General features: G+C 68.7%; 36 protein-coding genes. 23 read left to right on the top strand and 13 right to left on the bottom strand.

Going from position 1 to position 26,636, the window contains the following annotated elements:
• Positions 1 to 75 precede the first annotated feature (75 nt).
• Positions 76 to 336, bottom strand: a complete 261-nt coding sequence (locus tag E0H50_RS06500; RefSeq protein WP_238150808.1) for a UTRA domain-containing protein — start codon at positions 334 to 336, stop codon at positions 76 to 78.
• A gap of 72 nt (positions 337 to 408) precedes the next feature.
• Positions 409 to 585 (bottom strand): DUF5302 domain-containing protein, encoded by a 177-nt coding sequence (locus E0H50_RS42780; protein ID WP_157996243.1) that lies wholly within the window; start codon positions 583 to 585, stop codon positions 409 to 411.
• 147 nt (positions 586 to 732) lie between these two features.
• Here E0H50_RS42780 and E0H50_RS06505 point away from each other — a divergent pair, with 147 nt between their 5' ends.
• Genes E0H50_RS06505 through E0H50_RS06515 form a run of 3 tightly spaced genes read left to right on the top strand, consistent with a single transcriptional unit; the run spans position 733 to position 3,024 of the window.
• On the top strand, positions 733 to 1,383 hold the full coding sequence (locus E0H50_RS06505) for a LysE family translocator (RefSeq protein ID WP_202868031.1): 651 nt from the start codon (positions 733 to 735) through the stop codon (positions 1,381 to 1,383).
• A 34-nt stretch (positions 1,384 to 1,417) separates the two neighbouring features.
• A complete protein-coding gene (locus E0H50_RS06510; RefSeq protein WP_131285676.1) occupies positions 1,418 to 2,092 on the top strand; it encodes a hypothetical protein in 675 nt (224 codons plus the stop codon).
• Positions 2,093 to 2,136: 44 nt separating this feature from the next.
• Positions 2,137 to 3,024 carry an aminoglycoside phosphotransferase family protein gene (locus E0H50_RS06515; protein ID WP_131286044.1) on the top strand — a complete coding sequence of 296 codons (888 nt, stop codon included), beginning with the start codon at positions 2,137 to 2,139 and terminating at the stop codon, positions 3,022 to 3,024.
• Here E0H50_RS06515 and E0H50_RS06520 read toward each other — a convergent pair.
• Positions 3,011 to 3,745 carry a class I SAM-dependent DNA methyltransferase gene (locus E0H50_RS06520; protein ID WP_131285677.1) on the bottom strand — a complete coding sequence of 245 codons (735 nt, stop codon included), beginning with the start codon at positions 3,743 to 3,745 and terminating at the stop codon, positions 3,011 to 3,013. The two genes, E0H50_RS06515 and E0H50_RS06520, sit on opposite strands and share 14 nt — an antisense overlap.
• Positions 3,746 to 3,963: 218 nt before the next feature.
• Between E0H50_RS06520 and E0H50_RS44645 the strand changes: the two genes are divergently transcribed.
• Positions 3,964 to 4,560, top strand: a complete 597-nt coding sequence (locus E0H50_RS44645; protein ID WP_131285678.1) for a helix-turn-helix transcriptional regulator — start codon at positions 3,964 to 3,966, stop codon at positions 4,558 to 4,560.
• 110 nt (positions 4,561 to 4,670) lie between these two features.
• Positions 4,671 to 4,895, top strand: coding sequence for a WCX domain-containing protein (locus E0H50_RS44650; protein ID WP_475009211.1), 225 nt, complete (start codon positions 4,671 to 4,673; stop codon positions 4,893 to 4,895).
• Positions 4,896 to 4,898: 3 nt separating this feature from the next.
• Here E0H50_RS44650 and map read toward each other — a convergent pair whose 3' ends face one another.
• Positions 4,899 to 5,672: a type I methionyl aminopeptidase gene (gene map, locus E0H50_RS06535; protein WP_131285680.1), complete on the bottom strand. Its 774-nt coding sequence runs from the start codon at positions 5,670 to 5,672 to the stop codon at positions 4,899 to 4,901.
• Positions 5,673 to 5,717: 45 nt separating this feature from the next.
• Between map and E0H50_RS06540 the strand changes: the two genes are divergently transcribed.
• A complete protein-coding gene (locus E0H50_RS06540) occupies positions 5,718 to 5,984 on the top strand; it encodes a helix-turn-helix domain-containing protein (RefSeq protein ID WP_131285681.1) in 267 nt (88 codons plus the stop codon).
• A 3-nt stretch (positions 5,985 to 5,987) separates the two neighbouring features.
• Here E0H50_RS06540 and E0H50_RS06545 read toward each other — a convergent pair whose 3' ends face one another.
• From E0H50_RS06545 to E0H50_RS06555, 3 genes are all read right to left on the bottom strand, one after another.
• A complete protein-coding gene (locus E0H50_RS06545; protein ID WP_165547014.1) occupies positions 5,988 to 6,491 on the bottom strand; it encodes a hypothetical protein in 504 nt (167 codons plus the stop codon).
• 482 nt (positions 6,492 to 6,973) lie between these two features.
• Positions 6,974 to 8,050, bottom strand: coding sequence for a redox-regulated ATPase YchF (ychF, locus tag E0H50_RS06550; protein WP_131285683.1), 1,077 nt, complete (start codon positions 8,048 to 8,050; stop codon positions 6,974 to 6,976).
• Between the two features lie 42 nt (positions 8,051 to 8,092).
• Entirely contained in the window at positions 8,093 to 8,614 is a 522-nt protein-coding gene (locus E0H50_RS06555; protein WP_131285684.1) for a GNAT family N-acetyltransferase, read from the bottom strand.
• A 76-nt stretch (positions 8,615 to 8,690) separates the two neighbouring features.
• Between E0H50_RS06555 and E0H50_RS06560 the strand changes: the two genes are divergently transcribed.
• The 9 genes from E0H50_RS06560 to E0H50_RS06605 all read left to right on the top strand — a co-directional run bounded on the left by E0H50_RS06560 (position 8,691) and on the right by E0H50_RS06605 (position 16,635).
• The gene (locus E0H50_RS06560; protein WP_238150809.1) at positions 8,691 to 9,557 is read left to right on the top strand and encodes a DUF817 domain-containing protein; all 867 of its coding nucleotides are present in this window, start codon (positions 8,691 to 8,693) and stop codon (positions 9,555 to 9,557) included.
• Positions 9,558 to 9,790: 233 nt separating this feature from the next.
• Positions 9,791 to 10,558 carry a polysaccharide deacetylase family protein gene (locus E0H50_RS06570; RefSeq protein WP_131285685.1) on the top strand — a complete coding sequence of 256 codons (768 nt, stop codon included), beginning with the start codon at positions 9,791 to 9,793 and terminating at the stop codon, positions 10,556 to 10,558.
• 31 nt (positions 10,559 to 10,589) lie between these two features.
• Positions 10,590 to 11,588 carry a methyltransferase gene (locus tag E0H50_RS06575; protein ID WP_131285686.1) on the top strand — a complete coding sequence of 333 codons (999 nt, stop codon included), beginning with the start codon at positions 10,590 to 10,592 and terminating at the stop codon, positions 11,586 to 11,588.
• Between the two features lie 46 nt (positions 11,589 to 11,634).
• A complete protein-coding gene (locus E0H50_RS06580; RefSeq protein WP_131285687.1) occupies positions 11,635 to 12,804 on the top strand; it encodes a DNA recombination protein RmuC in 1,170 nt (389 codons plus the stop codon).
• A 46-nt stretch (positions 12,805 to 12,850) separates the two neighbouring features.
• Positions 12,851 to 13,393, top strand: a complete 543-nt coding sequence (locus E0H50_RS06585) for a DinB family protein (RefSeq protein WP_131285688.1) — start codon at positions 12,851 to 12,853, stop codon at positions 13,391 to 13,393.
• Positions 13,394 to 13,488: 95 nt separating this feature from the next.
• The gene (locus tag E0H50_RS06590; protein WP_131285689.1) at positions 13,489 to 14,682 is read left to right on the top strand and encodes a glycoside hydrolase family 64 protein; all 1,194 of its coding nucleotides are present in this window, start codon (positions 13,489 to 13,491) and stop codon (positions 14,680 to 14,682) included.
• A gap of 45 nt (positions 14,683 to 14,727) precedes the next feature.
• Complete coding sequence (locus tag E0H50_RS06595) at positions 14,728 to 15,066, top strand: ArsR/SmtB family transcription factor (protein WP_202868033.1); 339 nt, start codon at positions 14,728 to 14,730, stop codon at positions 15,064 to 15,066.
• Positions 15,063 to 15,512: an SRPBCC domain-containing protein gene (locus tag E0H50_RS06600; RefSeq protein WP_131285691.1), complete on the top strand. Its 450-nt coding sequence runs from the start codon at positions 15,063 to 15,065 to the stop codon at positions 15,510 to 15,512. Before E0H50_RS06595 ends, E0H50_RS06600 begins: the two co-directional genes overlap by 4 nt.
• 7 nt (positions 15,513 to 15,519) lie before the next feature.
• The gene (locus tag E0H50_RS06605) at positions 15,520 to 16,635 is read left to right on the top strand and encodes an aromatic ring-hydroxylating oxygenase subunit alpha (RefSeq protein WP_131285692.1); all 1,116 of its coding nucleotides are present in this window, start codon (positions 15,520 to 15,522) and stop codon (positions 16,633 to 16,635) included.
• Between the two features lie 662 nt (positions 16,636 to 17,297).
• On the opposite strand, the gene E0H50_RS06610 is transcribed toward E0H50_RS06605, so the two are convergent.
• Positions 17,298 to 17,906, bottom strand: coding sequence for an NAD(P)-dependent oxidoreductase (locus E0H50_RS06610; protein ID WP_131285693.1), 609 nt, complete (start codon positions 17,904 to 17,906; stop codon positions 17,298 to 17,300).
• Positions 17,907 to 17,983: 77 nt separating this feature from the next.
• Here E0H50_RS06610 and E0H50_RS06615 point away from each other — a divergent pair, with 77 nt between their 5' ends.
• From E0H50_RS06615 to E0H50_RS06625, 3 genes are all read left to right on the top strand, one after another.
• Entirely contained in the window at positions 17,984 to 18,343 is a 360-nt protein-coding gene (locus E0H50_RS06615) for a winged helix-turn-helix transcriptional regulator (RefSeq protein WP_131285694.1), read from the top strand.
• 83 nt (positions 18,344 to 18,426) lie between these two features.
• Positions 18,427 to 18,945 (top strand): SigE family RNA polymerase sigma factor, encoded by a 519-nt coding sequence (locus E0H50_RS06620; protein ID WP_131285695.1) that lies wholly within the window; start codon positions 18,427 to 18,429, stop codon positions 18,943 to 18,945.
• A gap of 3 nt (positions 18,946 to 18,948) precedes the next feature.
• Positions 18,949 to 19,725, top strand: coding sequence for a hypothetical protein (locus E0H50_RS06625; RefSeq protein ID WP_131285696.1), 777 nt, complete (start codon positions 18,949 to 18,951; stop codon positions 19,723 to 19,725).
• Here the strand turns inward: E0H50_RS06625 and E0H50_RS06630 are convergent.
• From E0H50_RS06630 to E0H50_RS06640, 3 genes are all read right to left on the bottom strand, one after another.
• A complete protein-coding gene (locus tag E0H50_RS06630; RefSeq protein WP_131286046.1) occupies positions 19,718 to 20,746 on the bottom strand; it encodes a 4-hydroxy-3-methylbut-2-enyl diphosphate reductase in 1,029 nt (342 codons plus the stop codon). The genes E0H50_RS06625 and E0H50_RS06630 overlap by 8 nt on opposite strands.
• 14 nt (positions 20,747 to 20,760) lie before the next feature.
• On the bottom strand, positions 20,761 to 21,171 hold the full coding sequence (locus tag E0H50_RS06635) for a hypothetical protein (RefSeq protein WP_131285697.1): 411 nt from the start codon (positions 21,169 to 21,171) through the stop codon (positions 20,761 to 20,763).
• Between the two features lie 144 nt (positions 21,172 to 21,315).
• Entirely contained in the window at positions 21,316 to 21,813 is a 498-nt protein-coding gene (locus E0H50_RS06640) for an HAD domain-containing protein (protein ID WP_131285698.1), read from the bottom strand.
• 46 nt (positions 21,814 to 21,859) lie between these two features.
• Here E0H50_RS06640 and xseA point away from each other — a divergent pair, with 46 nt between their 5' ends.
• The 3 genes from xseA to E0H50_RS06655 all read left to right on the top strand — a co-directional run bounded on the left by xseA (position 21,860) and on the right by E0H50_RS06655 (position 23,795).
• Positions 21,860 to 23,074, top strand: coding sequence for an exodeoxyribonuclease VII large subunit (xseA, locus tag E0H50_RS06645; RefSeq protein ID WP_131285699.1), 1,215 nt, complete (start codon positions 21,860 to 21,862; stop codon positions 23,072 to 23,074).
• 17 nt (positions 23,075 to 23,091) lie between these two features.
• Positions 23,092 to 23,286 (top strand): exodeoxyribonuclease VII small subunit, encoded by a 195-nt coding sequence (locus E0H50_RS06650; RefSeq protein WP_131286047.1) that lies wholly within the window; start codon positions 23,092 to 23,094, stop codon positions 23,284 to 23,286.
• A 62-nt stretch (positions 23,287 to 23,348) separates the two neighbouring features.
• Positions 23,349 to 23,795, top strand: coding sequence for a GNAT family N-acetyltransferase (locus E0H50_RS06655; RefSeq protein ID WP_131285700.1), 447 nt, complete (start codon positions 23,349 to 23,351; stop codon positions 23,793 to 23,795).
• Between the two features lie 53 nt (positions 23,796 to 23,848).
• Here the strand turns inward: E0H50_RS06655 and E0H50_RS06660 are convergent, their stop codons facing one another.
• Complete coding sequence (locus tag E0H50_RS06660; RefSeq protein WP_131285701.1) at positions 23,849 to 24,475, bottom strand: TetR/AcrR family transcriptional regulator; 627 nt, start codon at positions 24,473 to 24,475, stop codon at positions 23,849 to 23,851.
• Positions 24,476 to 24,513: 38 nt separating this feature from the next.
• Here E0H50_RS06660 and E0H50_RS06665 point away from each other — a divergent pair, with 38 nt between their 5' ends.
• Complete coding sequence (locus tag E0H50_RS06665) at positions 24,514 to 25,107, top strand: flavodoxin family protein (protein ID WP_131285702.1); 594 nt, start codon at positions 24,514 to 24,516, stop codon at positions 25,105 to 25,107.
• A complete protein-coding gene (locus E0H50_RS06670) occupies positions 25,107 to 25,427 on the top strand; it encodes a DMT family transporter (protein ID WP_131285703.1) in 321 nt (106 codons plus the stop codon). Before E0H50_RS06665 ends, E0H50_RS06670 begins: the two co-directional genes overlap by 1 nt.
• Before the next feature lie 435 nt (positions 25,428 to 25,862).
• On the opposite strand, the gene E0H50_RS44180 is transcribed toward E0H50_RS06670, so the two are convergent.
• A complete protein-coding gene (locus tag E0H50_RS44180; protein ID WP_131285704.1) occupies positions 25,863 to 26,519 on the bottom strand; it encodes a nucleotidyltransferase family protein in 657 nt (218 codons plus the stop codon).
• Positions 26,520 to 26,636: the final 117 nt, after the last annotated feature.

A 26,636-nucleotide genomic window follows, 5' to 3' on the forward strand; every position in this document is an offset into this window, starting at 1 on the left:
TCGGGGAACGCGGACCGCCAGGCCATCACAAGTGCGCTCGCGCGGGTGCCGATTGTGATGGCCTGGAGATCCGGGCTACGGGCGGAGGGTGGCGCGGAAGCCGACGCGGTCGCCGCGGTAGAGAGAGCGGACGACCTCGATGGGCTCACCGGCGGTGTCGCGGCTGTTGCGGCGCAGGAGGAGCATCGGCAGCGACTGAGTGGCCTTCAGGAGCTCGGCCTCGCGCGGGGTCGCGATCACCGGATCCCCCTCGGCGACCTTGAACTGCTCCGCGAGGTCGGCGTCGGCGGCCACCTCGTCGAACGCGACCACCTCACGCCCCGGCGGCTCACTCACAGTGCCGACAATAGTCGAGCCCCGGGCGGCAACCCGGGGCTCATGCGGATGGATGGAACAGTTTGGCGGAACTCAGCTGCCGGACTTGCGCCGGAACTGGCGCTTCTGCTTGTCGTTGTGCGCGTCGCCGACGCCCTGCCCCCGCACTCCGGATCCCGGATGCGAGTGCTTCCCGGCGTTCTTCTTCTCGAGCGCTTCCCGAAACTTCTTCTGCAGATCGTCCGCCGGCTCGCTGGACTTGTCGCTCATACCGTCTCCTTCACAAACCGTAGGCGTACCGACCCCACGCTAACCGAGGGTGAGTACTACCCGCGAGTGGATTCCAGCTCGCGGAAATTCCCGCCGGCGGGTCAGGCGCAGCTGTAGGTTCGGAGTACGTCGAGGGAGGGACAAGGAATGCTGGTCAGCAACGAGGCACTGCTCGGGATCGCCCTGGTCGAGCTGGGTCTGGTGATCGTGCCGGGACCGAACATGATCTACCTGATCTCCCGCTCGATCGCCCAGGGCCGCCGCGCGGGCCTGATCTCGCTGGCCGGTGTCGGCCTCGGCTTCCTCACGTACTTGCTCGCGGCAAGCGCCGGCCTCGCGACCCTCTTCGCACTGGTCCCCGAGATCTACGTCGCACTGAAGCTGGCCGGCGCGGCGTACCTGCTCTGGCTCGCCTGGCAGGCGTTCCGCCCCGGTGGTACGTCGGTGTTCGCCACCCAGGAACTCGAGCCGGACCGCCCGCGCAAACTGTTCGGCATGGGCCTGCTCACCTGCCTGCTGAACCCGAAGATCGCGATCCTCTACATCTCGCTGCTCCCCCAGTTCCTGGATCCGTCCCGCGGTCATGTCGGTCTGCAGAGCATGATCCTCGGGCTCACCCAGCTCACGGTCGGCGTGGCCATGAACGCCGTCTTCGTGATCACCGCCGGCTCGGTCGCCGTATTCCTGGCCCGCCGCCCGACCTGGATGCGCATCCACCGCTACCTCACCGGCACCGCCCTCGCGGTCTTCGCGATCCGCCTGGCCACCGACCGCGCCCGCCCTCTCGCCACCCACTGAGAACTGTCCGACCCGCCGACTAACCTCGTCCGGGATGAACGATTTCGTTGCCTCGTCCCTCGATCGGCTCGTCACGGCCTGGAGCACCGGCCCGGTCGCCGACCTCGTCCGCGACCGCGGCCTCCCCGCAATCACTCGCGAGTACCTGCTCGACACGTTCGCCTGGCAACGCGCCGAGGACGCCACCCGTGCGCTGACCGAGCACTTCGCCGCGGCCCGCTTCGCCGACGAGGTCGAGTACGGCGTACTCCTCGTCCCGGACCCCGCGCTGCTCGACACCCGCGGCCCGTTGCCGGACGAGGTCCGCCCAACGCCGTCGCCCGATGTGTTCGACGAGCGCCTGCCGGCCGGGGTCGTGCTGCCCGGCGATCGTCCGTGGCAGCTCGTGGCGACCGTCATCGGGTCGTACGGCCCGTCGCTCGGCAGCTACAACGACGTGATCGCCGCGGACGACTTCGTCGTGGACGGGCAGGACACCCGGCAATGGATGACCCGTCAGGTCTGGGGCGCTCGCGTCTTGCAATGTGGGGAGACGCCGCCGGACTGCGAGGACAACGAGCGGTGGACCTTCACGCTGTTCCCCGGCGAGGCTCTGGTCGACGGGCAGGCCGAGTCCGGGACTGTCCTGAAGGGCAAGGTCCGGTTCCGGCTGGGCAAACCGGACCGTGGGATCGGATCCGCTCGGGTCGCCCCTGCAGTCCTGGTCTAAATCGTGTGCGGCTGTCGTGCCGCTCCCGGATACTTCGGGGCGTGATGCACGAAGGGCAGTTGGAGGTAACGGTCGAGCTCGTCGAAGGGCTCGTCAAGGATCAGTTCCCGGACTGGAGTGCGCTCGCGGTGCGTCCCGTACCGTCGCACGGGACTGTCAACGCGGTGTTCCGGATCGGCGACGAACTGGCCGCCCGGTTCCCGATCCAGCCCGGTGACGCGGCGGAGGTGCAGCGGGAACTCGAGGACGAGGCCGATGCGGCGCGGCGGTTGCGCGCGATGTCGCCGTACCCGACTCCTGCGCCGGTCGCGATCGGTACGCCGGGCGCTGGTTATCCACTGCCGTGGGCGGTGCAGACCTGGGTCGACGGCACCATCGCGTACGACGCCGATGTCGCCGGGTCAACCGTCTTCGCCGAGGATCTCGCGCGTTTCGTGCTCGCCTTGCGGGCGCAGCCGACCGACGGACGCGTCTTCACCAGTCCTGGGCGTGGCGGGCTGCTGACCTCGCAGGACGAGTGGGTCGCGGACTGCCTGGAGCGCAGTCGCGGGATGATCGACGTCGACGCCCTGACCCGGTTGTGGGCCGACCTGCGGACGACGCCGCGCACCGAACCGGACGGGTGGACGCATCGCGATCTGATGCCCGGCAATCTGCTCGCCCAGGACGGCCGGCTGGCCGGCGTGATCGACGTCGGCATGTTCACGGTCTCGGACCCGGCGATGGACCTGCAGCCCGCGTGGAACCTCTTCGACCCCACCGCCCGCGAGGCCTTCCGCGCCGCGCTCGGCAGCGACGACGCCGACTGGCGCCGCGGCATGGGCTGGGCGTTCGCCCAGGCCGTCGGCTGCCTCTGGTACTACGTCGAAACCAACCCGGTCATGTCCCGCACCGCCCACCACACCCTGACCGCGCTGCTCAAAGCCGCCTAGCAATAAAGACGAACTCCTTGCCGGGGCGGTCCGGCGCGTCCCGTACGTCGTCGACCGCGAACCCGGCCGCGGTGAGCGACTGCTCGAGCTCATCACGTTCCCGGAACCGCAGCGTCGAGTCCGAGGTGAGTACGGCGCCGTCGGACGAGAACACGTACGTACCGCGGAACGACACGAACGGCAGCTCGACCGAGAGCAGCTCACCCCAGGTCTCCACCGTCCCGCCGTCCGGGACCGGCGCCACCTGGTACGTGTTCTCCCGCGTCCACTTCCCCCATTCCTCCCACACCCGCGCCGCGGGATCCCGCGTCTCGAACACGAAACGCCCGTCCGTGGCCAACGCCGCATGCACGCCGCGCAGCGTCGCGTCCCACTCCTCATCGGTCAGGAATACCTGCGCCACGTTCCCCGTCATCACCGCGAGATCCGCCTCGAGCGCCGGCAACGTCGTCGCGTCCCCGTGGATCCAGCGCACCCGGTCCGCAAACTCCTTGCCCCGAGCAACCTCCAGCGAAGCATCCGCCGGATCGACACCGATGACGTCCACTCCGTCTCTCGCCAGCAGACAAGCCAGCACCCCGGTCCCACAGCCCACATCCACCACCCGCCGCGCGGCGAACTCACCCACCATCGCCACGTAATGCTCCAGATCCACCCGATCCGGCTCAAACCCGTCATAAACCGCAGCCAACCGCCCGACCCCGAACTTGGCATCAACCATGCCGATCACGCTAGCCCGCCCGCCCGCCACCGAGCGACCGCATTTCCGTACCGAACGACGGGACGTAGCCATGTACGCATACCCCGCCGCACGCCGGCCTCGAAAGCGCGAGGCCCACAGCACCGCACCACTCATCGCTCACGTCGACGGCTGTCATGGGGCGAACGTAGGTTCTAAAGACGACAGCCGTTGGCTTGTTTTCTTGAGATAGTCGGAGGATGCGTGCCGAACGGCTCCTCCGACTGTTGCTGCATCTGCAGACTCGTGGTCAGTCGACGGTTGCGCAGCTGTCCGCCGCACTCGACGTCTCGCCGCGGACGATTCAGCGTGACCTCGACGCGCTGAGCCTTGCCGGTGTTCCGGTGTACTCGATTCGCGGGCGCGGCGGCGGGTGGACGTTGCTGCCCGACTACCGCAGCCGGCTGACCGGGCTGACGCCGTCGGAGGTCATGTCGGTCTTCGTCGGCGCGACCGCCCACGTCCTCGCCGACCTCGGCCTCGACGCCTCCAGCGAACTCGCCGTCACCAAGCTGATCGCATCACTCCCCGAAAGCACCCGCCGCGAGGCCGAATACGCCCGCCAACGCCTCCTGATCGACCACGCCGGCTGGGACGACCGCCGCGAATCCCCCCGCTGGCTCGACCTGTGCCGCCAAGCCCTCTGGGAAGAACGCCATCTAGAGATCACGTACGGCGAACCACCGCGCGGCTCGTTTGCGGTTGCGCCGCTCGGGCTCGTGGCGAAGGCGCGTACCTGGTATCTGGTCGCCGCGCGCACCGACGGCCGTCTCCGCACTACCGCCTGTCCCGCCTGACCTCGGCCGAGCTCACCACCGACATCTTCACCAGACCGGCCGACTTCGACCTGGCCGCCTATTGGTCCCAGTCCCAGCGCGAGTTCCAGGCCACGCGCCCGTCCTACCCAATAGTCCTGAAGGTCCGCGACCACGCCATCCGCCGCTTCCGCCCAACCGCCCCGATACTCCCCACCGAAGACCCGGCCTGGTGGATCGTCCACGCCGACCTCGAAAACCCCGACGAAGCCCAAGCCGCCGTCCTCGCCCAAGCCGGCGCCGCCCAAGTCATAGCCCCACCCGAACTCGTCACCCTGGTCCGCAACGCCGCCCGCGAAATCGCCAACACCCACTAGCCATCAGGCGCTCGGCTTCGTGAGGATCTCGGGGCCGTCCGGGGTGATGGCGATGGTGTGTTCGGTGTGGGCGGTGCGGCAGCCGGTGACGCTGCGGAGGGTCCAGCCGTCGTCGTCGGTGACGAGCTCGGCGGTGTCCTGCATGACCCACGGCTCGAGGGCGAGCAGCAGGCCGGGCCGGAGCTGGTAGCCGCGGCCAGGGCGGCCCATGTTGGAGACGTGCGGGTCCTGGTGCATCGTCGAGCCGATCCCGTGGCCGCCGAACTCCATGTTGATCTGGTACCCCGCGGCGCCGAGCACGGTCCCGATCGCTCGCGAGATGTCGCCGACCCGCGCGCCCGGCCGAGCGGCAGCGATCCCCGCGGCGAGCGCACGCTCGGTCGCGTCGATCATCGCGAGATCCTCGGGAGCCTTGGTCTCACCCACGATGAAGCTGATCGCAGCGTCGGCGGCGATCCCGCCCAGCGAAACGGCGAGATCAAGCGTCAGCAGGTCACCATCAGCGAGCTGGTAATCGGACGGCTTTCCGTGCAGTACGGCGTCGTTGACCGCTGTACAGATGTAGTGCCCGAACGGCCCGCGCCCGAACGACGCCTCGTAATCGACGTAGCAGGACTGCCCTCCGGCCTCGGCGATGAGTGCCTTCGTCCACTGGTCGATGTCCAGCAGGTTCGTGCCGACCACGGTGCGGCTCTTCAGCGACTGCAGAATCCCGCCGACCAGCGCACCGCTCTCTTTCGCCTGCGCCAGCTCACGCGCATCCAGGATCTCGATCATGCAATAACTATACCGGTCTTATTATCCCGGTACTATTATCGGGTCATGGTCAGACTGCCGCTCACCCCCGCAGAGGTCGAGCGCGGCGAACGCCTCGGCGCCCTCCTCCGCCGCGCCCGCGGCACCCGCTCGATGCTCCAAACCGCCCTGGACGCCGGCGTCTCCCCCGAAACCCTCCGCAAAATCGAGTCCGGCCGCGTCGCCACTCCGGCCTTCCCGACCATCGCAGCCATCGCCGACGTCCTCGGCCTGTCCCTCGACACCCTCTGGTCCGAGGTCAACCAGCCCGCAGCCAAGCGGCTGGTCTCCTGAGCATCAGGCTCTTTCGACCTTGGTCCTGCGACCCGACACCGCACCGGGCGCTCCGACGATCTCGCGTGCCTCGCGAGCGGACATCGTCACCGGGCTGGGCGACTCGAAGCCGGCCTCATTCCAGGCCCGATGCCACCGGCTCATCATCAGGCCGTGCCCTCCGCCGGCGGCGATCATCACGACGACGAGGACGATCACCGCGGGCATCACGACGCGCCGGGCCGCATCGACCCCGAGCCACCCGAGGACAACGCCGACCACGAAACACGCGAACGCCGCAGCGGTGAGGACGAGGAGCCCGCCGACGAACCCGCCGATGACCTTCTTGTCCCGAGCGAGCCGATAGTCCAGGGCATCAAGCTCCGCAAGCCCCAGCCGCCTGTTCGTGGTGTAACTTCCGTACAGCTGCTGATGCGGCTGGTCGCCCTTCGACCGCTGCCTGATCACGGTGCCGTCCGCGCCGATATGCCACTGAACGGTCCAGGGCTTCTTCTTCGAGCTCACCACGCCTCGCCCTCCGTCGGGAATCAACCAGACGCTACCCCGTCCCGGGCGACCTGACCGAGGACCTCGACCCGACCGGAATCCGCTTGGGTCTCTGAGGATCGGGCCGCTTGCTAGGCTCCGCTCGGGCCTCTGACCCACCTGTCGCCATCAGACCATGTCGGTATCGGCTGGCGAATCGACGCATCCATCGATCGGGTGTGAGCGTGCCTCACCCAGAGCGAACTCCTGCGGCAATGGGCTCCGCCGGCTAAGTGGCCTGCGCTGTAAGAGGGTGTCTGGGAGAGGGAGACAGCTGGTCCGGGGAGGGTTTTGCCCCCGAAACGGCACAGGATCCTCCCCGGATGCCCATCTCATCGGGTTCCCCTGCGGTACCGGCTTGGTTGGGGTGGGGAGTTCTGCTGGTCGTTTCAGGTGGGCAGCGCGAACCTGAATTCCACGAGGTCGCCGTCCGTCCGCCCCAACCCCGCCTCTTTTTCTGTTACTCAGACGTTGAACCTGAACTCGACCACGTCGCCGTCCTGCATGACGTAGTCCTTGCCTTCCATGCGGACCTTGCCGGCGGAGCGGGCGGCGTTCAGGGTGCCGGCTTCGATGAGGTCGTCGAAGGAGACGATTTCGGCCTTGATGAAGCCGCGCTGGAAGTCGGTGTGGATGACGCCGGCGGCCTCGGGGGCGGTGGCGCCGCGTTTGATGGTCCAGGCGCGGGATTCCTTGGGACCGGCGGTCAGGTAGGTCTGCAGGCCCAGGGTGTCGAACCCGACGCGCGCCAGTACGTCGAGACCGGGCTGCTCGATGCCCATCTCGGCGAGCATCTCGCGGGCCTCGTCCTCGTCGCCGAGCTCGACCAGTTCGGCCTCGAACTTCGCGTCCAGGAAGATCGCCTCGGCCGGCGCGACCAGGTCCCGCATCTTCTGCTTGAGGTCCTCGTCGGCGAGTTCGTCGGAGTCGCAGTTGAAGACGTACAGGTACGGCTTCGCGGTCATCAGCATCAGCTCGCGGATCGCGTCCCGGTCCACGTCGGTGGCAATGATCGGCGTACCGGCCTCGAGGTGCTTCTGCGCCTCCCGGACCGCCTCCAGGACGACGGCGCTCTCCTTCTTCAGCCGGGCTTCCTTCTCCAGCCGCGGGATCGCCTTCTCGACGGTCTGCAGGTCGGCGAGGATCAGCTCGGTCTGGATCGTGGAGATGTCGTCGGCCGGCGAGACCTTGCCGTCGACGTGCGTGACGTCGTCGTCGCGGAACACCCGGGTGACCTGGCAGATCGCGTCCGACTCGCGGATGTGGCTGAGGAACTTGTTGCCCAGGCCCTCACCCTCCGACGCGCCGCGGACGATGCCGGCGATGTCGACGAACTGGACGGTGGCGGGAATCACCTTCTGCGAGCCGTACAGCTCGGCGAGCTTCCCCAGCCGCGGGTCCGGGACACCGACCACACCGACGTTCGGCTCGATGGTCGCGAACGGGTAGTTCGCGGCGAGTACGTCGTTCTTGGTCAGCGCGTTGAACAGGGTGGACTTGCCCGCGTTCGGGAGCCCGACGATTCCGATGGTGAGTGCCACGGGCGTCAAGGTTACGCGGCGAACACCGAAGTACCCCAATCGTCAGATCAGGAACGCCTCGAGCTCCGCGCCGTACCAGCGGCTGGTGCGGCCGATCGGGCGCATGCCCAGCCGCCCGCAGACGGCCAGCGACGCGACGTTGTCCGGGCGGACGACCGCATAGATCTGCCCGACCCCGGCGCGGAACCCGTGCTCGATCGCACCCCGCGCCGACTCGGTCGCCAGGCCGCGGCCCCAGGCGTCCGGATGGAAATGCCACCCGACCTCGACCTCGCCACGGCCTGCGGTACCGTCCGTCGGGTCCGGTAGCGGGGCCAGTAGTACGGTGCCCGCGATCGTCCCGGTGGCCCGTTCCTCGACGGCCCAGACGCCGTACGGCGCCTCGCGGCTGCGCTCGTTCCACCGCATGATCGCCTTCGTCGCCGCCCCGCGATCGGTCATCACCCGGGGCTCGGCGCCGAGCCAGCGGGACACCTCCCAGCGACGGTAGATGTCGAAGACGCGGTCGCCGTCCGGGTCCGCCCAGTCCCGCACCACCAGCCGGTCAGTCTCGAAAACCACCATGCTCCCCACCTCCCAAGGCTGTTCCTAGATGTCCTAGATGTCCGAACCAGGCCATCGCAAGCAACGTCTCCATCCTGTGACCACTTGGACGGATCGGATCGGGATCTCCTCACGCTTCGTGTTCGGATGCCTGCAGTTCCTGCGGTTCGGGTGGCTGGAGGTGGTGTCGTGCCTGTTTCCGGGGTTCCTGTTCGCGGGCCTGGCGATCTCGAAGTACGTCCACCTCCCGATCGCCCGGTACGACGCCCTGCTGATCTACTGCCTCGGCCTGACGCTGCTGTTCTGGGTGGTGCGGCTGGAGACCTGGCGTGAGGTCGCGGTGATCTTCGGGTTCCACCTGGTCGGGCTCGGGCTGGAACTGTTCAAGGTCCGGGTCGGTTCGTGGCAGTACCCGGGCGACGCGGTGACGAAGGTCGCCGGCGTGCCGCTGTTCGCGGGGTTCATGTACGCCGCGGTGGGCAGCTACCTGTGTCAGGCCTGGCGCCGGTTCGACCTCCGGGTGAGCAACTACCGGCCGGTGCTGACCACGATCTTCGCGGTACTGATCTACGCGAACTTCTTCACGCATCAGTGGATCCCCGACCTGCGGATCCCGATCGCGCTCGGTCTGCTCGTCGTGTTGCGTCGTACCTGGGTCTTCTTCACGGTCGGCGTACGGCGCTACCGGATGCCGCTGGCGTTGTCGTTCGCGCTGATCGGGTTCTTCCTGTGGATCGCGGAGAACTTCGGCACGTTCCTCGACGCCTGGAACTATCCCGACCAGGTGAGTGTGTGGCGGCTCGTCCATCCGGCGAAGTTCGGCGCGTGGTCGTTGCTGGTGAGTATGAGTTTCGTGCTGGTCGCGAGCGTGAAGTCGCTGGAGGGAAGGCTGTACCACCGCGGCGGAACCGCAACAGTCGAGACATCACCGCAACACGGCAACGCCAACCAAGCTGACAGGTAAGGCGTCTTCTGTGGTGTGAGGGCGCCTGGGCTTGTCTGCCGGTCCCACGCCGTCGCGAGGAGGTGCTCGGTGCGGTGCATCGGCGCGCGGGGGCGAAGGTCTCGATGCGGAGCATCGTGGCCTTTGCACCCGTGCGGCGAGGTGCCGTGCCGAGTGCCCCGCAGTAGGCGTGGGACCGGCAGACAAGCCCCCAGGGGGCGCTGGGGAACCGCCTTAGGTACAAGGGGAAAGTCATGTCCCGTAAGTTCGCCGCATTCGTCGCGACCGGGGTGGCGCTGGCCGTCGTCGTCGGTTCGTTGCTGGTCCTGGCGCTCGGGCACGAGCGGCAACCGCGACCCGCCGCCGCGACCACGCAGAGCACGGCAACGCCGGCGCCGACACCTACGGAGACACCGACGCTCAACGCGCCGCCGTCGAAGCCGCGCAAGCCGGCGCCGAACCCGACCGCAGAATTTGCCTCCGGCAACAAGAAGGTGCTGTTCCTCAGTTTCGACGACGGGCCGGACCCGTACTGGACGCCGAAGGTCCTGCAGGTCCTGAAGAAGTACGGCGCCCACGCGACGTTCTTCGAGCTCGGCTCGATGCAGGCCGCGCACCCGGGGCTGCGCGAGCAGGTGCTCGCCGCCGGCCACACGATCGGCAGCCACTCGATCACGCACCCGCAACTGACCGCGATCTCGGCGGCGAAGCGGCACCACGAGATCTTCGACGGGCCCAAGTCGACCTGCTTCCGCCCGCCGTACGGCGCCTCGAACCCGAAGGTCCGCGCCGATATCAAGGCGGCCGGCATGGTCCAGGTGCTGTGGGACGTCGACCCGCGCGACTGGGCCCGCCCGGGGACGAACGCGATCGTGCACAACATCCTCACCCACGCGCACAACCACAACATCATCCTGATGCACGACGGCGGCGGCAACCGGGCCCAGACCGTCGCGGCCCTGGACAAGGTCCTCCCACTCCTGAAGGCCCAGGGCTACACCTTCCCCGCGATGAACTGCTGACGTCGGGGCGCTCGGGGCCGCACACTGAGCCATGGATGCTTCCCGGGAGCTGCACCGCCTGACCAGTGGGTACCAGGTATCTCAAGCGGTGCACGTCGCCGCCACGCTCGGCATCAGCGACGTCCTCGCCGAAGGCCCGAAGAGTCTCGCCCAGCTCGCCGAGTCCACCGGAGCGGACGCAGGGGCGTTGGCGCGCCTGATGCACGCGCTGGCCGCTCTCGGGTTGTACGCCGTCGACGACGGGAAGTACACCAATACGGAGCTGGGTACGGCGTTGCGGACCGACGTACCGCGCTCGGTCGCCGGCTGGGCGCGCTTCATCGGCAAGGGCTCCCACTGGCAGGCGTACACCGGTCTGGAGGACAGCGTCCGGACAGGTGAGACGGCATTCCCGGCGGTCCACGGCGAGGCAGTGTGGGAGTACCGCGCGAAGCATCCGGAGGAGCAAGCGGCCTTCGACGCGGCCATGACCTCCCTGTCGGAGACGATGTCCGACGCGGTCGTCGACGCCTACGACTTCAGCCGGTACGGGACGGTGGTCGATGTCGGCGGCGGGCGTGGCCGCCTGCTGATCGGCATCCTGTCGCGGTACCCATCGGTTCGCGGCGTGCTGTTCGACCAGCCTGACGTGGTCGCGGGCGCACCCGGCCTGCTGTCCGCGGCGGGCGTGTCGGAGCGTTGTCTCGTGGTCGGCGGCAACTTCTTCGACGCTGTGCCCGAAGGTGACGCGCACCTTCTCAAGGCGGTGATCCACGACTGGGCGGACGCCGAGTCGATCGAGATCCTCCGCACCTGCCGGAAGTCGATGCCCGCCCACGGCCGTCTCCTGCTGGTGGAGCAACTGCTGGACGAGTCGCCGGATCCCGTACGTACGGCGTTCTCGGACCTCAACATGCTCGTGATGACCGGCGGCCGCGAGCGGACGACGGACGAGTACCGCGCGCTTCTCGCAGCAGCCGGCCTCGACCTCGTCGCCACCGTTCCCACCGCCGGACCGGCGTTCGTCCTCGAGGCGGCGCCCCGGACCTAGGCGTGGTTCTCAGAAACTGTCGGTGGGGTTCGGCACTATCTGTGACATGACCGGTACGACGGTGTTGCTGATCCTGCTCTTCCTCGTGGTGGGGCTGTTGCTGGGGGCTGTGTTCGGCGTGCTGTGGGTGCGCGGGCGCGACGGTGCCGCGCTGGCGCGGATCACCGCTGAGCGTGACGCGGCCGAGGACCGGGTGGTCGAGTTGACGCAGGAGCGGACGAGCGTCGGGCAGCAGATGGGCGGGCAGGCCGTCGTCAAGGAAGCGCTGGATCGCCTGCACGCGCAGCTGAATCAGCTCGAGCAGGGTCGTGCCGCGTGGCAGAGTCAGCTGCATCAGCAGGTGAACGAGGTGCGGATGAGCGGCGAGGCCTTACGCCGCGAGACGGCCTCGTTGTCGACCGCGTTGCGCAAGCCGCAGGTGCGCGGACGGTGGGGCGAGCTGCATCTGCGCCGTACCGTCGAGCTCGCCGGGATGGTTGCCCACTGCGACTTCACCGAGCAGACGACGACCGTCGCGGAGGACGGCATCCTGCGGCCGGATCTCGTGGTGAGGCTTGCCGAGGGCAAGAATCTGGTCGTCGACTCGAAGGTGCCGCTGGCCGCGTTCCTCGACGCGAGCGAGTCCGACGACGCGGAGTACCGCGAGGACCGGTTGCGGGCGCACGCCCGGCACCTGCGCACCCACGTCGACCAGTTGGCGGCGAAGGCGTACTGGACCCGCCTGTCGCCGTCGCCGGAGTTCGTCATCCTCTTCGTGCCGGGTGAGTCGTTCCTGTCGGCCGCGCTCGACATCGAGCCTTCCCTGCTCGAGTACGCCGCTGAGCGCCGGGTGATCCTCGCGACGCCGACCACGCTGATCGCGACGCTGCGTGCGGCGGCGTACGCGTGGAACCAGTCGGCGTTGACCGAGTCCGCGCAGCAGGTCTTCGAGCTCGGCCGGGAGCTGTACGAGCGGCTCGGCACGATGGGTGATCATCTCGGCCGCGTCGGGCGCTCGCTCACGTCGGCGGTGGAGGCCTACAACGGGACGGTCGGGTCGTTCGAGCGGCGGGTGTTCATCACCGCGCGCAAGCTCCGCGACCTGCATGTCACCGAGGCCGAGCTGACCGCGATGGAGTCGATCGAAGCGTCCGTGCGTCCACTCACCGCACCCGAGTTCGTCGCGCTGGACGAGTCACCGACCACGAGGCGCTGGCCGCCGTCGCAAACCGGCTGAGCGTTCCGGAAGGTGATCGTCCGGAACCCTCGCTACTGTCCTTGCCATGAACAACGGACCACTCACCGAGCCGCCGGTCGCCGGACCCGAGGCCGACACCTTGCTGGGGGCGCTCGAGCGCAATCGGCGTACCTTCGCGTGGAAGTGCGGCGGGCTGGACTCGGCCGGGCTGAACAAGCAGCACCCGCCGTCGACCGTGACGCTCGGCGGGTTGCTCAAGCACTTGGCGCTGGTCGAGGACGAGTACTTCACCCGCCGGCTCCTCGGCAAGGAGCTCGGAGCGCCATGGGACACGGTGGACTGGGATGCCGACCCGGATTGGGAGTGGGGCAGCGCCGCGGACGACTCCCCGGAAGAACTGATGGAGCTGTGGCAGGCGGCGGTCGAGCGTTCCCGTGCCGCGGTCGCCGAGGTCCTCGCGGTCGGTGGTGTCGACCAACTGGCGCAGTGGAAGGGCCGCGGCGGGAAGTCGCCGAGCCTGCGCTACATCCTGGTCGACCTGATCGAGGAGTACGCCCGCCACACCGGCCACGCCGACCTGATCCGCGAATCCGTCGACGGCCTCACCGGCGAAGGCGTCCCGCAGTAGCTGTCGGAAAGCCGACAGTAGCGAGCTGTTGACAGTCGGTGTCCCCCTCACGCAACGATGAGAGCGCTCTCTCAGGCGGACGTGAGGAGAAAAGAATGCGCTTCAGAACCAGAGTGCTGGGTGTCATCGCGGCTGCGGTGGCTGTGGCCGGCGTGTTGTCGGCGACCCCGGACCGGCCGGCCGACGCGGCCGTACCGGCGACGATTCCGCTGACGATCACCAACAACTCGGGTCGCGGCGACCCGGTCTACATCTACAACCTGGGCACGAACCTGGCCACCGGGCAGCAGGGCTGGGCCGACGCCTCGGGGACGTTCCACGCCTGGCCCGCCGGCGGCAACCCGCCGACCCCGGCGCCGGACGCGTCGGTCGCCGGACCTGCCAACGGACAGTCCGTGACGATCCAGATGCCGAAATTCTCCGGCCGCGTCTACTTCTCGTACGGCCAGAAGCTCGTCTTCAAGCTCACCACGGGCGGCCTCGTGCAACCCGCCGTACAGAACCCGAGCGATCCGAACCGGAACATCCTGTTCCACTGGTCGGAGTACACGCTCAACGACGGCGGTCTGTGGATCAACAGCACGCAGGTCGACATGGTCTCGGCGCCGTACGCCGTGAGTGTGAAGGCCGGGGACGGATCCACGAAGACCACCGGCCATCTCAAGGCCGGCGGCTACAACGCGATCTACAACGGTCTCCGCAACGCCCCCGGCGGGTGGGGCGGCCTGATCCAGACGGCGCCTGACGGGTCGGTCCTTCGCGCGCTCTCCCCGCTGTTCGGCGTCGAGACCGGGGCACTCCCGGCGAGCGCGATGGACGACTACATCAACCGCGTGTGGTCGAAGTACAGCTCCGAGACCCTGACGGTCACGCCGTTCGGGGACCAGCCGAACACCAAGTACTTCGGCAAGGTCGAAGGCGGCGTCATGAACTTCAGGAACAGCTCCGGCGCTGTCGTCACGTCGTTCCAGAAGCCCGACTCGGCCAGCGTGTTCGGTTGCTTCAAGCTGCTGGACGCGCCGAACGACCAGGTCCGCGGCCCGATCTCCCGGACGCTGTGCGCCGGCTACAACCGCTCCACGCTGCTGACGAACCCGAACCAGCCGGACCCCAACGACGCGAACTTCTACCAGGACGCGGTCACCAACCACTACTCGAAGATCATCCACGCCCAGATGGCCGACGGCCACGCGTACGGGTTCGCCTTCGACGACGTCGGCAACCACGAGGCACTCGTCCACGACGGGAACCCGCAGCAGGCCGGACTGATCCTCGATCCGTTCAGCTGAGGCCGAGGCTTGACTCCTTGCTCGGTTAGTGGCAACTTACCGTTCGTGGGAACTTACGGATCACTCGAAGCGGCCGGACCGGTGCTGGACGCACTCGGCGACCCGACGCGCCGGGCGATCCTCGAGACGCTGCGTACCGGCGGGCCGTGCTCGGTCGGCGTACTGGCCGAGCGCGTGCCCGTCAGCCGGCCCGCGATCTCGCAGCACCTGAAGGTGCTCGGCGCGGTCGGTCTGGTGCAGCACGAGTCGCGCGGAACCCGGAACATCTACCGGGTCCATCAGGCGGGTCTCGGCGAGCTGCGCAGCTGGCTCGACCAGTTCTGGGGCGACGCGTTGCAGGCGTACGCCGACCACGTTCGCCAGACCGAGGAGGAACGGAAATGACTGTGGAACAAGACCTCTCGCCGTTGGTCAAGACCGTCGTCGTACCGGTCGGGGTCGACCGCGCGTTCGAGGCGTTCACCGCGGAGACGTCGGCGTGGTGGCCGCTGTTCAGCCACTCGGTCGGTGCGGCGGCGGCGAACGAGGTCCGCCTGGAGGGCGCCGTCGGCGGGCGCATCGTCGAGTACGGCGCCGACGGTGAGATCGCCACCTGGGGCACCCTGTCCGACTGGGATCCGCCGAAGTCGCTGAGCTTCAGCTGGCACCCCGGCCAGGATCCGTCGGAGGCCGGCCAGGTCACGGTGACGTTCGACGCAACCGACGACGGCACGCAGGTCCAACTCGTGCACTCCGGCTGGGAGCGCCGCGGCGACGGCGGCCGGGCCCGCCTCAGCTACGACACGGGCTGGGACTACGTGCTGGGCAAGTACGTCGAACACGCCCGATAGTTGGTGAATGGCGAATCCTCCTGTTGACGCGCCCGCACTGGAAGCCTCGCTGCGGCCGCATGGTGAATCGGTCATGCTGCCGCGGGCGGCGTACGTCGATCCGGAGGTGCTCGCCTGGGAACGCCGGCACTTCTTCGCCGGCACCTGGACGTGCCTCGGCCGCGTCGACGAGCTGTCCGACGGTACGACGTACCGCGAGGTGACCGTCGGCGACATCGCGACGGTCGTCACGTTCGGCGACGTACCGCGGGCGTTCGCGAACACGTGCCGGCATCGCGGTCACGAACTGCTCCAGCGGGACGAGACGAGTGACCGGCGGGCCGTGGTGTGCCCGTACCACGGGTGGTCGTACGAGCTCGACGGGTCGGTGAAGGCCGCGCCGCGGATGGGCGATTCCTTCGACACGTCGCCGTACAGGCTGGTCGAGCTGCCGACCGAGGTGTGGCAGGGCTGGCTGTTCGTCAACGCGACCGGTACGGCGGCGGCGTTCGAGGACCATCTCGGCGGGATCACCGGCCTCGTCGCGCCGTACGCGCCGGAAACCCTGGTTCTGAAGGCGCGACACGCGTACGACGTGGCGGCGAACTGGAAGACGATCGTGGAGAACTACCACGAGTGCTACCACTGCCCGCTGATCCATCCCGAGCTGTGCAAGGTGTCACCACCGACCTCGGGCGACAACTGGAACCTGCCCGGCGCGTGGGTCGGCGGGCTGATGGACCTGCGACCGGACGCCGAGACGATGTCGCTCGACGGCCGGTCGCTCGGAGTCCCGATCGCCGGCGTCGACCCGCGGCAGGTCAACTACCTCGGCCTGTTCCCGAACCTGCTGATCTCACTGCACCCCGACTACGTGATGACCCATCGCCTCGAGCCGCGCGCACCGGGTCTGACCGCGATCGAGTGCTCCTGGTACTTCCGGCCCGAGGTGACGGATCCGTCGTACGCCGTGGAGTTCTGGGACATCACGAACCGCGAGGACTGGGCCGCCTGCGAGTCGGTCCAGCGCGGCGCGGAGTCCCCGCACTTCCGCCCCGGCCCGCTGGCCCCGGCCGAGGACGCCGTCTACCAATGGGTGACGATGCTCGCCCGCGGCTACCTCGGGAAGCCGCTCAGCACCTGATCCGGGAACACCCGCCGGTGACTGGGCACAGGCAATAGCGGCTCTTGTGACCGATGCGTGGGCGGCGATCAACCCGGTCCGGGATCAGGGAACAGGCAATGGTGGGTAGGCACCTGGTATTACCTGTCCCCAGTCACCATTGCCTGTTCCCAGTCCCCAGTGCGTGCTCTCGGTGCGTGTCCTCGGTTGCCGCTATCGGTCGGGTGTATCGAGTCGTGGGTTTCGGCAGTGTCCCTTGACGGTGTGTTGTGTCGTCGGAGCGGGTGAGCTGTCTTGTTGGGAAGGAAACGGTCGGGCGATCTGCAACGTTGTTTCCCCGCTGTTCGGGATTCGCCCCGGGGTCGGGCAGCAGAGCAGAACCACACCTGCCCACCCACGACTTCCCCGGGGCACGACTTACCGGGGGCCGCGGGGCTCCCCGAACTGGTTTGGGGAGCCCTGTGCAGCGACCTGGGTTTGCCGGGGGGGTGCGGCGGCTCGGCAGGTAGAGCACCGGTGGGACGCCGTACGCGCCGGGCGCGGTCACGCTCAGGTGCACTACCCAGCCCCTCGACACGTCCTGTCGAGAACGCATACTCCGCCGCCCGGACCGTGCCAACCACCCAGATATCAGTCACAAGAGCCGCAATAGCCTGTTCCCAGTCCCCAGCGTCTGTCTCCAGTCAGTACCCCAGCGTGAAGCGGCGGCCGGTGTGGGCCGGCTTCTCCACCTCGTCGATCAGGGCTACTGCGTAGTCCTCGGCGGAGATGTTGGTGCCGACCGGCTCGTCGAGGCCGAGGCGGAAGGTGCCGGTGCGCTCGCCCGGGGCGATCACGAAGGCCGGGGAGAGCATGGTCCAGTTCACATCGCTCGCGCGCAGGTTCTCGAGTGCCTGCGAGACGGTGAGCGACTCGTTCTTGTAGTCGGCCGGGAACTCCGGGCCGTCGACCACCCGGTTGCCGTCGACCACCAGGCTGCCGGCGCCGCCGACCACGAACAGCCGGGTCGCCGTCCCCCGCACCGCGGCGATCAGGGTGTCGACCGCGTCCAGGTACTCCTGGTGGTCTCCGCCGGTCCGGCTCGGCCCGATCGCCGCGACCAGTACATCCGAGTCCGCCGCCAGTTCCTTGGCCGCGGCCACGTCGTTCGCGCTCCCCTGCACCGCGCGGACGCCGTCCGGAAGTTCGCCGCCCGAGCGCGTCACGCCGGTCACCTCGTGCCCGCGGCCCACCGCCTCGGCCGCCACCCGGCTACCGACCATGCCACTCGCGCCGAACACCGCGATCTTCATCTCTGCTCCTTGTCTGTTGACCTGACCTCGACGGTATCCATTGGTAACTGGCTACTTCAACGTGCTATAAGTACCTTGTGGTAACCAAAGGCAACGCGTTCGACCCGAACTGCCCGACCCGCACGATCCTCGACCGGATCGGCGACAAGTGGACGGTGCTCGTCGTCCTGAGCCTGCGCAGCGGCCCGCTCCGCTTCACCGAGCTCCGCGACCGCATCGGTCAGGTCGCGCCGAAGGTCCTCACCCAGACCCTGCGCCGGATGGAACGCGACGGCCTGATCACCCGGGAGGTCTACCCGGAGATCCCGCCGAAGGTCGTCTACACCCTGACCCCGATGGGCGCGTCCCTGATCGGACCGATCAGCGTGATCACCGACTGGGCCGAAACCCACCTCCCCGCGATCACGAAGGCACAGGCGGCGTACGACGGCGTCTGAAATCGTCCGTTTCCGCGCTCAACCTTTACGCTCCGCTCGGGCATCACAAGTCTGACCGAGTTGAACGAGATGGGGGGCTGGGGATGGACCCAGGACGCGACCACGAATTCGCAGAGTTCGTGGACGGGAGATTTACCGCACTGCAGCGGTTCGGCTACCTGCTGACCGGTGAGTGGCATCTGGCCGAGGACCTGGTGCAGACCGCGCTGACCAAGGTGTGGTTCCACCGCAACTCCTTGCGGAGCGGCAACGCGCTGGAGAGTTACACGCGGACCGTGATGGTGAACACCAGCACGCAGTGGTGGCGGCGGAAGTGGCGCGGCGAGACGCCGACCGAACAGTTGCCCGAGGCGCCGTCCCACGAGCAGTACGGCTCGGTCGACGACCGGGATCTGTTGCTGCGGGCACTGGCCACACTCCCCCGCCGTACGCGTGCAGCGCTGGTCCTGCGGTACTTCGAGGACCTGCCGGAGGCCGAGATCGCCCAGATCATGGGCTGCTCGGTCGGCACCGTGAAGTCGAGCGTCTCCCGCGGGCTGGCCAAGCTCCGCGAGCACCACCTCGTCGCCGCCGTTTCCGCTCCGGCCCAGAAGGAGGGCTGAATCATGACCGACGATCTCAAGCAGCAGTTCGAGCGGCTCGTCGCCGATCCGCCGCCGCCCAGTACAGTCCCGAGCGAGTCCGTATTCGCGCGAGTCCGTTCGGTACGGCGTCGTCGTACCGCCGGTGCGTTGACCCTGGCCGCCGCCGCGGTGGTCGCCGTCGCCGTTGCCACGAGCAACCTCACGGACATCGGCAGCAGCCCGCCGGTCACCAACACCCCGAGCGCACCGGTGACGATCGTCACCGGCCCCCCGACCAGCACACAGTCGACGGTGGCACCGACCACGACCGGAACGACCACGCACGGGACGACGACCGGCACGCCGGGCGCCGGGACCACCCAGGGCACCGTGAAGCCGACGGGCACGACGACAACGGGAGCCGGCACCACGAACACGCCACCGCCGGTCCAGCCGATCCAAGTCGGTGTCGTGCTCAAGCCGACCGTCACCGGCCGCACCGTCGCGGTGAAGGTGACTGTCTCGGGCACCGTCATCGTGCCCACGGTCGACGGGAAGAACCTGCCCGCCGGCACGTCGTTCCTCAACCTGTCCGGGGGCACGAACTACTACTGGGGCGATGGCGACCAGGGCGGTTCGGACGGCGGTTCGGCCGGATGCGGTGGTACGACGCGGAAGACCGGTCGCGAGACGTACTCGATCGAGACGCACACCTACGCGAAGCCGGGCACGTACACGCTGCGCTACGAAGTGCGGTACTGCACCGCCAAGAACAGGGCGTTCACGTTCACCAAGACCATCAAGGTGACGGTCAAATAGTCCAGGCGTGGTCGGAGGTGCCGGTGGTGGGGAGACCGGCTGCCTTCAGGTCGGCGCGGAGGTCGCGGGGGAGGGCGAAGGTCAGGCTCTCCTCCGCGGTCGTGATCTCCTGGACGTCGCCGTACCCGCGCTCGGCCAGCCGGCGCAGGACGTCGCGGACCAGGACTTCCGGCACGCTCGCGCCGCTGCTGACGCCGACCGAGTCGACACCGTCCAGCCAGGCGTCGTCGATCTCGTCGGCGTAGTCGACCAGGTAGCCGGCCTTCGCGCCGTGCTCGACCGCGACCTCGACCAGGCGCACCGAGTTCGACGAGTTCCGGGAGCCGACGACGATCATCAGGTCGGCTTCCGGGGCCAGCTTCTTGACCGCGGCCTGGCGGTTCTGGGTGGCGTAGCAGATGTCGTCACTCGGCGGGTCCTGCAGGTGCGGGAACCGCTCGCGCAGGCGCCGTACCGTCTCCATCGTCTCGTCGACCGACAGCGTGGTCTGCGACAGCCAGACGACCTTCTCGGGGTCGCGGACGGTGACGTTCGGTACGTCGTCCGGGCCGTCGACCAGCGTCACGTGCTTCGGGGCCTCGCCGGAGGTGCCGATGACCTCCTCGTGCCCCTCGTGGCCGATCAGCAGGATGTCGTAGTCGGTCGCGGCGAACCGCTTCGCTTCGTGGTGCACCTTGGTGACCAGCGGGCAGGTCGCGTCGATGGTCTTCAGCTGCCGCGCGGCCGCCTCCTCGTGCACCACCGGGGCGACGCCGTGCGCGGAGAAGATGACGGTCTCGCCCTCGGGCACCTCGTCGGTCTCGTCGACGAAGATCGCACCACGCTTCTGCAGCGTCTCGACGACGTACTTGTTGTGCACGATCTCCTTGCGCACGTAGACCGGCGGCCCGTACAGGTCGAGCGCCTTCTCCACCGCCACCACGGCCCGGTCCACACCCGCGCAGTACCCACGCGGCGCGGCCAGCAGCACACGCTTCGTCGTCGTACCGATGGCGTCAGGTTGAGGAGTCACGGTGCCCATCGTACGGGCCGCGTTCACACCCGCCGGAGCTGGACCAGATGGCCGATCGTCAGTCCGAGACCACACAAAGTCAGCGCCAGCCCGGCATTCCCGAAGGATGTCAGGCCCGGATGGTCCGACCCGGTCCCCGGCTTCGTGATCAGCATCACGGCGATCAGCACCGTGAAGATCGCGATCACGACCGGTGGGCCGGCTGTGGTCGCGGGCCGCAGGGTCGCCCAGGCGAGCGCGACGACCAGGCCGAACATCATCATCAACCCCAGAACCGCCGGGCCCCCGGCCGGTCGTGCGGCCGTCTCCCACAGCGTCCCGTAGGTGCCCTCGAGGATCGGCTGGAACGCGATCACGACACAGACCACGGCCAGCGGGCCGTACAGCCGGGCATAGCCGGCCGCGATCCGTTCCTTGGCCACGTGCGGCTCCACGTCGTACCTCCTCGTACCGTGCCGGCGAAACATCCAGCATGACGGCCGAAAGGGTCGAGGGCGGGTGGGTTGCCACGGGCAACGTACGTCGGGGAGCCGTCCGCCCTGTCCGGACGGCTCCTCCGCGGGAGGTGTACCTGCTGTTCAAGAATCGCGTGGAAACGCCTTGTGTGCAAAGGGTTTTCGGACCCACTCCCGCAGTACGGCGAAATGCTGATCGGTCAGCCCGGCGCGCGCGTCGACCGGAAGGATCAAAGCCTGCGGGAACCGGGCTCGCTCGGACTCCCCCACCTCGTCGTCCACCCACGCGAACGGACGGTCGCCCACCCAGTCCGCGACGTACGGCGCCTTCCAGGACCCCCGGCGTACCGGCGCGCGATCGGGCCAGAGAATCGTCGGCAGCTCAGGCAGACCGAGCAACGGTCCGAGCAGGCGGTTGGCGCCGTGCTCCCAACTGCTGGCCCACACCAGGTCGAAACTGTCCGCGAGCGCGTTGAGCTGCACCCCATGCACCGGATTGAGCAGAACCCGCCAGGTCTTCGCCCCTTCAGTGATCTCGTGCCGCTCGTACCCCGGCGGCACCCCGTCGGCCCGGTGCGGGTTCAGCGGACCGTCGAAATCCAGCAGGAGGAGTGGACGCATTACTCAACGTTAGGGAATGTCGGTGCGGGGTCGTAGGGTCTGGGGCGTGGCTTTGGAGACCTCGCCGGAAGCGCCTGCGGCCGTCCGGACGATCGCGAACGGGATCGCGAGCTGGATCAACCAGCTCGGTGCCGTGTGGGTCGAGGGGCAGCTGACGGACGTCTCGATCGGGCGCGGTACGACGACGGTCTTCGGGACGCTGCGGGACACCGACGCGGACATCTCGTTGCGGTTCACCTGCAACCGGCGGGTGTTCGAGGCGGTCGACGTCCACGACGGCTCGCGGGTGCTGGTGCACGCCAAGCCGAACTTCTTCGCCCGCCGCGGCACGCTCGCGCTCGCCGTCAACGAGATCCGCCACGTCGGGATCGGCGAGCTGCTGGCCCGGATCGAGCGGCTGAAACAGCTGCTCGCCGCCGAAGGCCTGTTCGAGCCGTACCGGAAGCGGAAGCTGCCGTTCCTCCCGCACACGATCGGGCTGATCTGCGGACGGGATTCGGCGGCCGAGCGCGACGTACTGGAGAACGCCAAGCGGCGGTGGCCGGCGGTCGCGTTCCGGATCGAGTACGCGTCGGTGCAGGGGCCGTCGGCGGCCGCTGAGGTGATGACCGCGCTGCGGAAGCTGGACGCTGACGACGCGGTCGAGGTGATCGTGATCGCGCGCGGCGGCGGGTCGCTGGAGGATCTGCTGCCGTTCTCCGACGAGGGCCTGATCCGGGCGGTGTCGAAGACGGGTACGCCGGTGGTGAGCGCGATCGGGCACGAGCCGGACTCACCGCTGCTCGACCTGGTCGCGGACCTGCGGGCGTCGACGCCGACCGACGCGGCGAAGCGGATCGTGCCGGACGTGCGCGAGGAACTCGACGGCGTGCGGCAGTTGCGCGAACGCGGCCTGCGGGCGATCCGGTCCTGGCTGGACCGCGAGACGCACGCGCTGGCGGCGATCCGTTCCCGGCCGGCGCTGGCGGCGCCGGTGTCCGACCTGCAGCGACGGTCCGACGAGATCGCGGCCCTGGTCGAGCGCAATCGGCGGACGCTCACCCATCGGCTCGACCGGGCGAGCGACGACATCACGCACCGGTTGGCGAGCGTACGGGCGTTGTCCCCGAAGGCGACGCTCGAACGCGGGTACTCCGTGCTGCAGTTGGCCGACGGCACCGCCGTACGGGAAGTGGCGCAGGTGGCGCCGGGTGACCTGCTGCAGGCGCGCGTCAGTGACGGCCGCTTCGCGGTCGAAGTCAAGTCCGAGGAGGACCAGTGAGCGGCGACCGACCCGAGATGACCTACGAACAGGCCCGCGAGGAGCTTGTCGAGGTCGTCCGCAAACTCGAAGCCGGCGGCACCAGCCTCGAAGAATCCCTCGCCCTGTGGGAACGCGGCGAAGAACTGGCCGGCACCTGCCAACGCTGGCTGGACGGCGCCCGCGAACGCCTCACCAAAGCCCAGGCCGCCCAGGAAGAGAAGTCCAACTGATCTCCGAGCTGACGACTCGGGCAGCTCGGGCCTCGGACCTGTTGGGGGCTGCCGAGGCTCGGGTGGCCAGCTGGCGAGGTGCTTTCACCGGGCTCGTACCGCAGGACTTTCTGGACGCGATGGACCCCGGCTCGATCGCGGCCTCCTGGGCGGACAGCATCGCCGCCGGACGGTCTCGGATTCACGTAGCCGTCCTCGGCGAGCAGGTGATCGGGTACGCCGGTGTCGGGCCGGAGCGTGATGAGTCCGCCCCACCGAACACCGGGGAGCTGTACGCGCTCTTCGTTCACCCCGACCACTGGGGAGCCGGCGCCGGACGCGCCTTGACAGACGCCGCCTGTGCCGATCTCCGCGACGCCGGATGCATCAATGTCCGTCTTTGGGTGCTCGAGGCAAATATCCGCGCGCGCCGCTTCTACACGCGCTACGGCTTCACGGAAACACCCGACCGCACCCACTCCTCGCTCGGTGACCTCCCCGAGATCAGGCTGACCGCACCCCTGGCGTGAAGGCCGTCACCGGCCAGGCGAGCGACATGATCACGATCAAAGGCAGGTTCTGATCAGGCGGGTAGCAGGCTTGTTGCTACTGCTTGGAGGCCGGTTTTCAGGCGGGTGAGGTCGTAGCCCTGTTCGCGGAGGGCGTTGTGCAGGTCGGCTGCTAGCGGTGCCAGCAGGACGTGCGCCGTGTAGTCGGCGTCGAGTTCGGGGCGTGCGGCTTCGATCAGGTGAGACAGGTGGCGGTGCCAGAGGTGGTACGAGCCGATGCGGTAGCGCGCGCCGTCCGACGCGTTCTCGCTGTCCATGAACAGCGCGACGTGGCGATCGAGTAGGTCGAGGTACGCGTCGAGGAACGCCATCACCCGGACGACGGGCGGCGCGCCCGGCCCGAGCGGCGGCGGGCCGCTGATGATCTTCGCCTGCAGTTCCTGCTCGCGCTCGTCGAGCAGCGCGACCGCCAGGCCGGCGCGATCACCGAACCGGCGGAACACGGTCCCCTTCCCCACGCCCGCTTCCGCGGCGATCGCGTCCAGCGAGACGTTCTTCACGCCCCGCTCGGTGAACAGCCGCTCCGCGGCCTCCAGAACCCGCAGCCGGTTGCGTCGCGCATCAGCCCGTTCCGGCCGCGGCTCCCCCACGACCGGCAGACTCCGTTGTAAAGCGGACCGCGGTCCGGTACTGTCGTTCATAAGACGGACTGTAGTCCGCTAAAGACTCAGGAGGAAGCATGAGCAACGCTCGGATCGCGATCGCCTATCACTCGGGCTACGGTCACACCGCGAAGCAGGCCGAAGCGGTGGCCGCGGGCGCCGCGTCGGTTCCGGGGACAACGACCGATCTGGTGCCGGTGGACGAACTGACCGAGGAGGTCTGGGAGCGGCTGACCGCTGCCGACGCGATCGTCTTCGGCGCACCGACGTACATGGGGAGCCCGAGTTGGGTGTTCAAGAAGTTCGCCGAGGAGAGCGTGCGGATCTGGGCGGCCGACCTCGGGTGGCGGGACAAGATCGCGGCCGGTTTCACGAACTCGAAAGCGATGTCCGGCGACAAGCTGAACAGCCTGGTCGATCTGTCCGTGTTCGCCGCGCAGCACGGGATGATCTGGGTCGGCCTGGACATCTACCCGGGCTGGGCGGAGAGCACCGCGAGCATCGAGGACCTCAACCGGCTCGGTAGCTGGCTCGGCGCGATGGCGCAGTCCGACGCCGACCTGTCCGCGGAGAAGGCGCCGCCGGCCACCGACCTGCGGACCGCGGCCGCGCTCGGCGCGCGGGTCGCGACCGTCACGCACCGGCATCTGCGAGGAGCACTGGCGGCCTGATGGCGTGGCTCATCCTGCTGGCCGCGGCGGCGTTCGAGATCGCGTTCGCGCTCAGCCTGAAACCGAGCGAGGGCTTCAGCCGGCTGTGGCCGACGCTCGGCGTGCTCGTGTTCGGCGTGATCTCGGTCGTCCTGCTCGCGAAGACACTCGATCGGCTCCCGGTCGGTACGGCGTACGCGATCTGGACCGGGATCGGCTCGGTCGGCGTCGTCACCCTCGGCATCGTCCTGTTCCACGAGCCGATCACCCCCACCCGCCTCGCCTGCATCGCCCTCATCGTCACCGGCGTCGTCGGCCTCCGCCTGGCCGGCGCCGACTAACCACCCACCCCGCTTGCCCACCCCGCTTGCCCACCCCGCTTGCCCACCCCGCTTGCCCGCCCCGCTTGCCCGCCCCGCTTGCCCGCACCCCGCCTGCCCGCACCCGCTCTCCCCTCCCCCTCGCCGCATCCGCCCACCCACCCACCCGCCTGCATTTGGTGGGTCGACCAGCGAAATGCGGGGTTCCACACCCTGGTTACCGGTCCAGAACCCCCAATTTGCCTGGCCAACCCAGCAATTTGGCTGGCCTACCCATCAAACGCGGAGGCGGGCACGGCGGGGAGCCCGCGGGTCAGGCGGTAAGCGGTGGGCCGCGCAGGTCGGTTGGTGTGTGGTCGGGCCGCCCGGGTGGGGTGGTGGCCGGGTGGGGTGGTGGCCGGGTGGGGTGGTGGCCGGGTGGGGTGGTGGCTGGGTGGGGTGGTTGTGGAGCGGGGGTTAGTTGGGGGCGCGGCGTCGGCGGCGGGCTCGGGTGGAGAGCGGGAGGGGGTGGGTGTCCAGGGGGAGGTCGTCGGTGGGGGCGGGGCCGCCGGCGAGGAGTTGGTGGTAGGCGGACCAGGTGGTGGCGCGGGGCGGGATGTTGCCGATGGCATCTACTCGGGTGACGGGGTGGGTGCCTTCGTGGATCGGGTTCCAGAGGTCGGCGTCGCTGCGCAGGCCGCGGAGTTCGCCGAAGAGCTCGCGGCCGAACCAGCACGGGTAGCTCTCGCCGTCGTCGTACCGGCTGACGCCGATCGGCGTGGAGGCCTCGGCGACGAGCGACCAGACGGTGGCGGACGTGATCCCGGGCTGATCACCGAGCAGTACGACGATCCCGTCCGCCCGCCGGTCGACCGCGTCCAGCGCCGGCACGATCGACGCACTACCGGTGTCGGAGTGCGGCGACTCGACCACCCGCACACCGTCGAGGTCGATCCGGTCGTGGACCTGCTCCGACGCGCTGCCGAGCGTCACGACCAGTTGGTCGAACGAACACTCCCGCGCGCTCTCCAGCGCGGCGCCGAGCAGCGTGCCGCCCTGATAGGCCAGCAACTGCCAGGGAGAACCGAGATGCGGCGAACTGTCCGCGCCCAGCAAAAGCCCCGTGATGAACATTTGCGGGTCAACTCCCCACCCGGGACAGCGCGACCATTCGACGACCCTTCTGCTGGTCCCCGAGCGTACGCAAGCCGAGCCTCGATCGAACCCTTTGCCATGGGCACGTGTCAACGA

The organism is Kribbella sindirgiensis (assembly GCF_004331435.1).
Taxonomy (GTDB): domain Bacteria; phylum Actinomycetota; class Actinomycetes; order Propionibacteriales; family Kribbellaceae; genus Kribbella; species Kribbella sindirgiensis.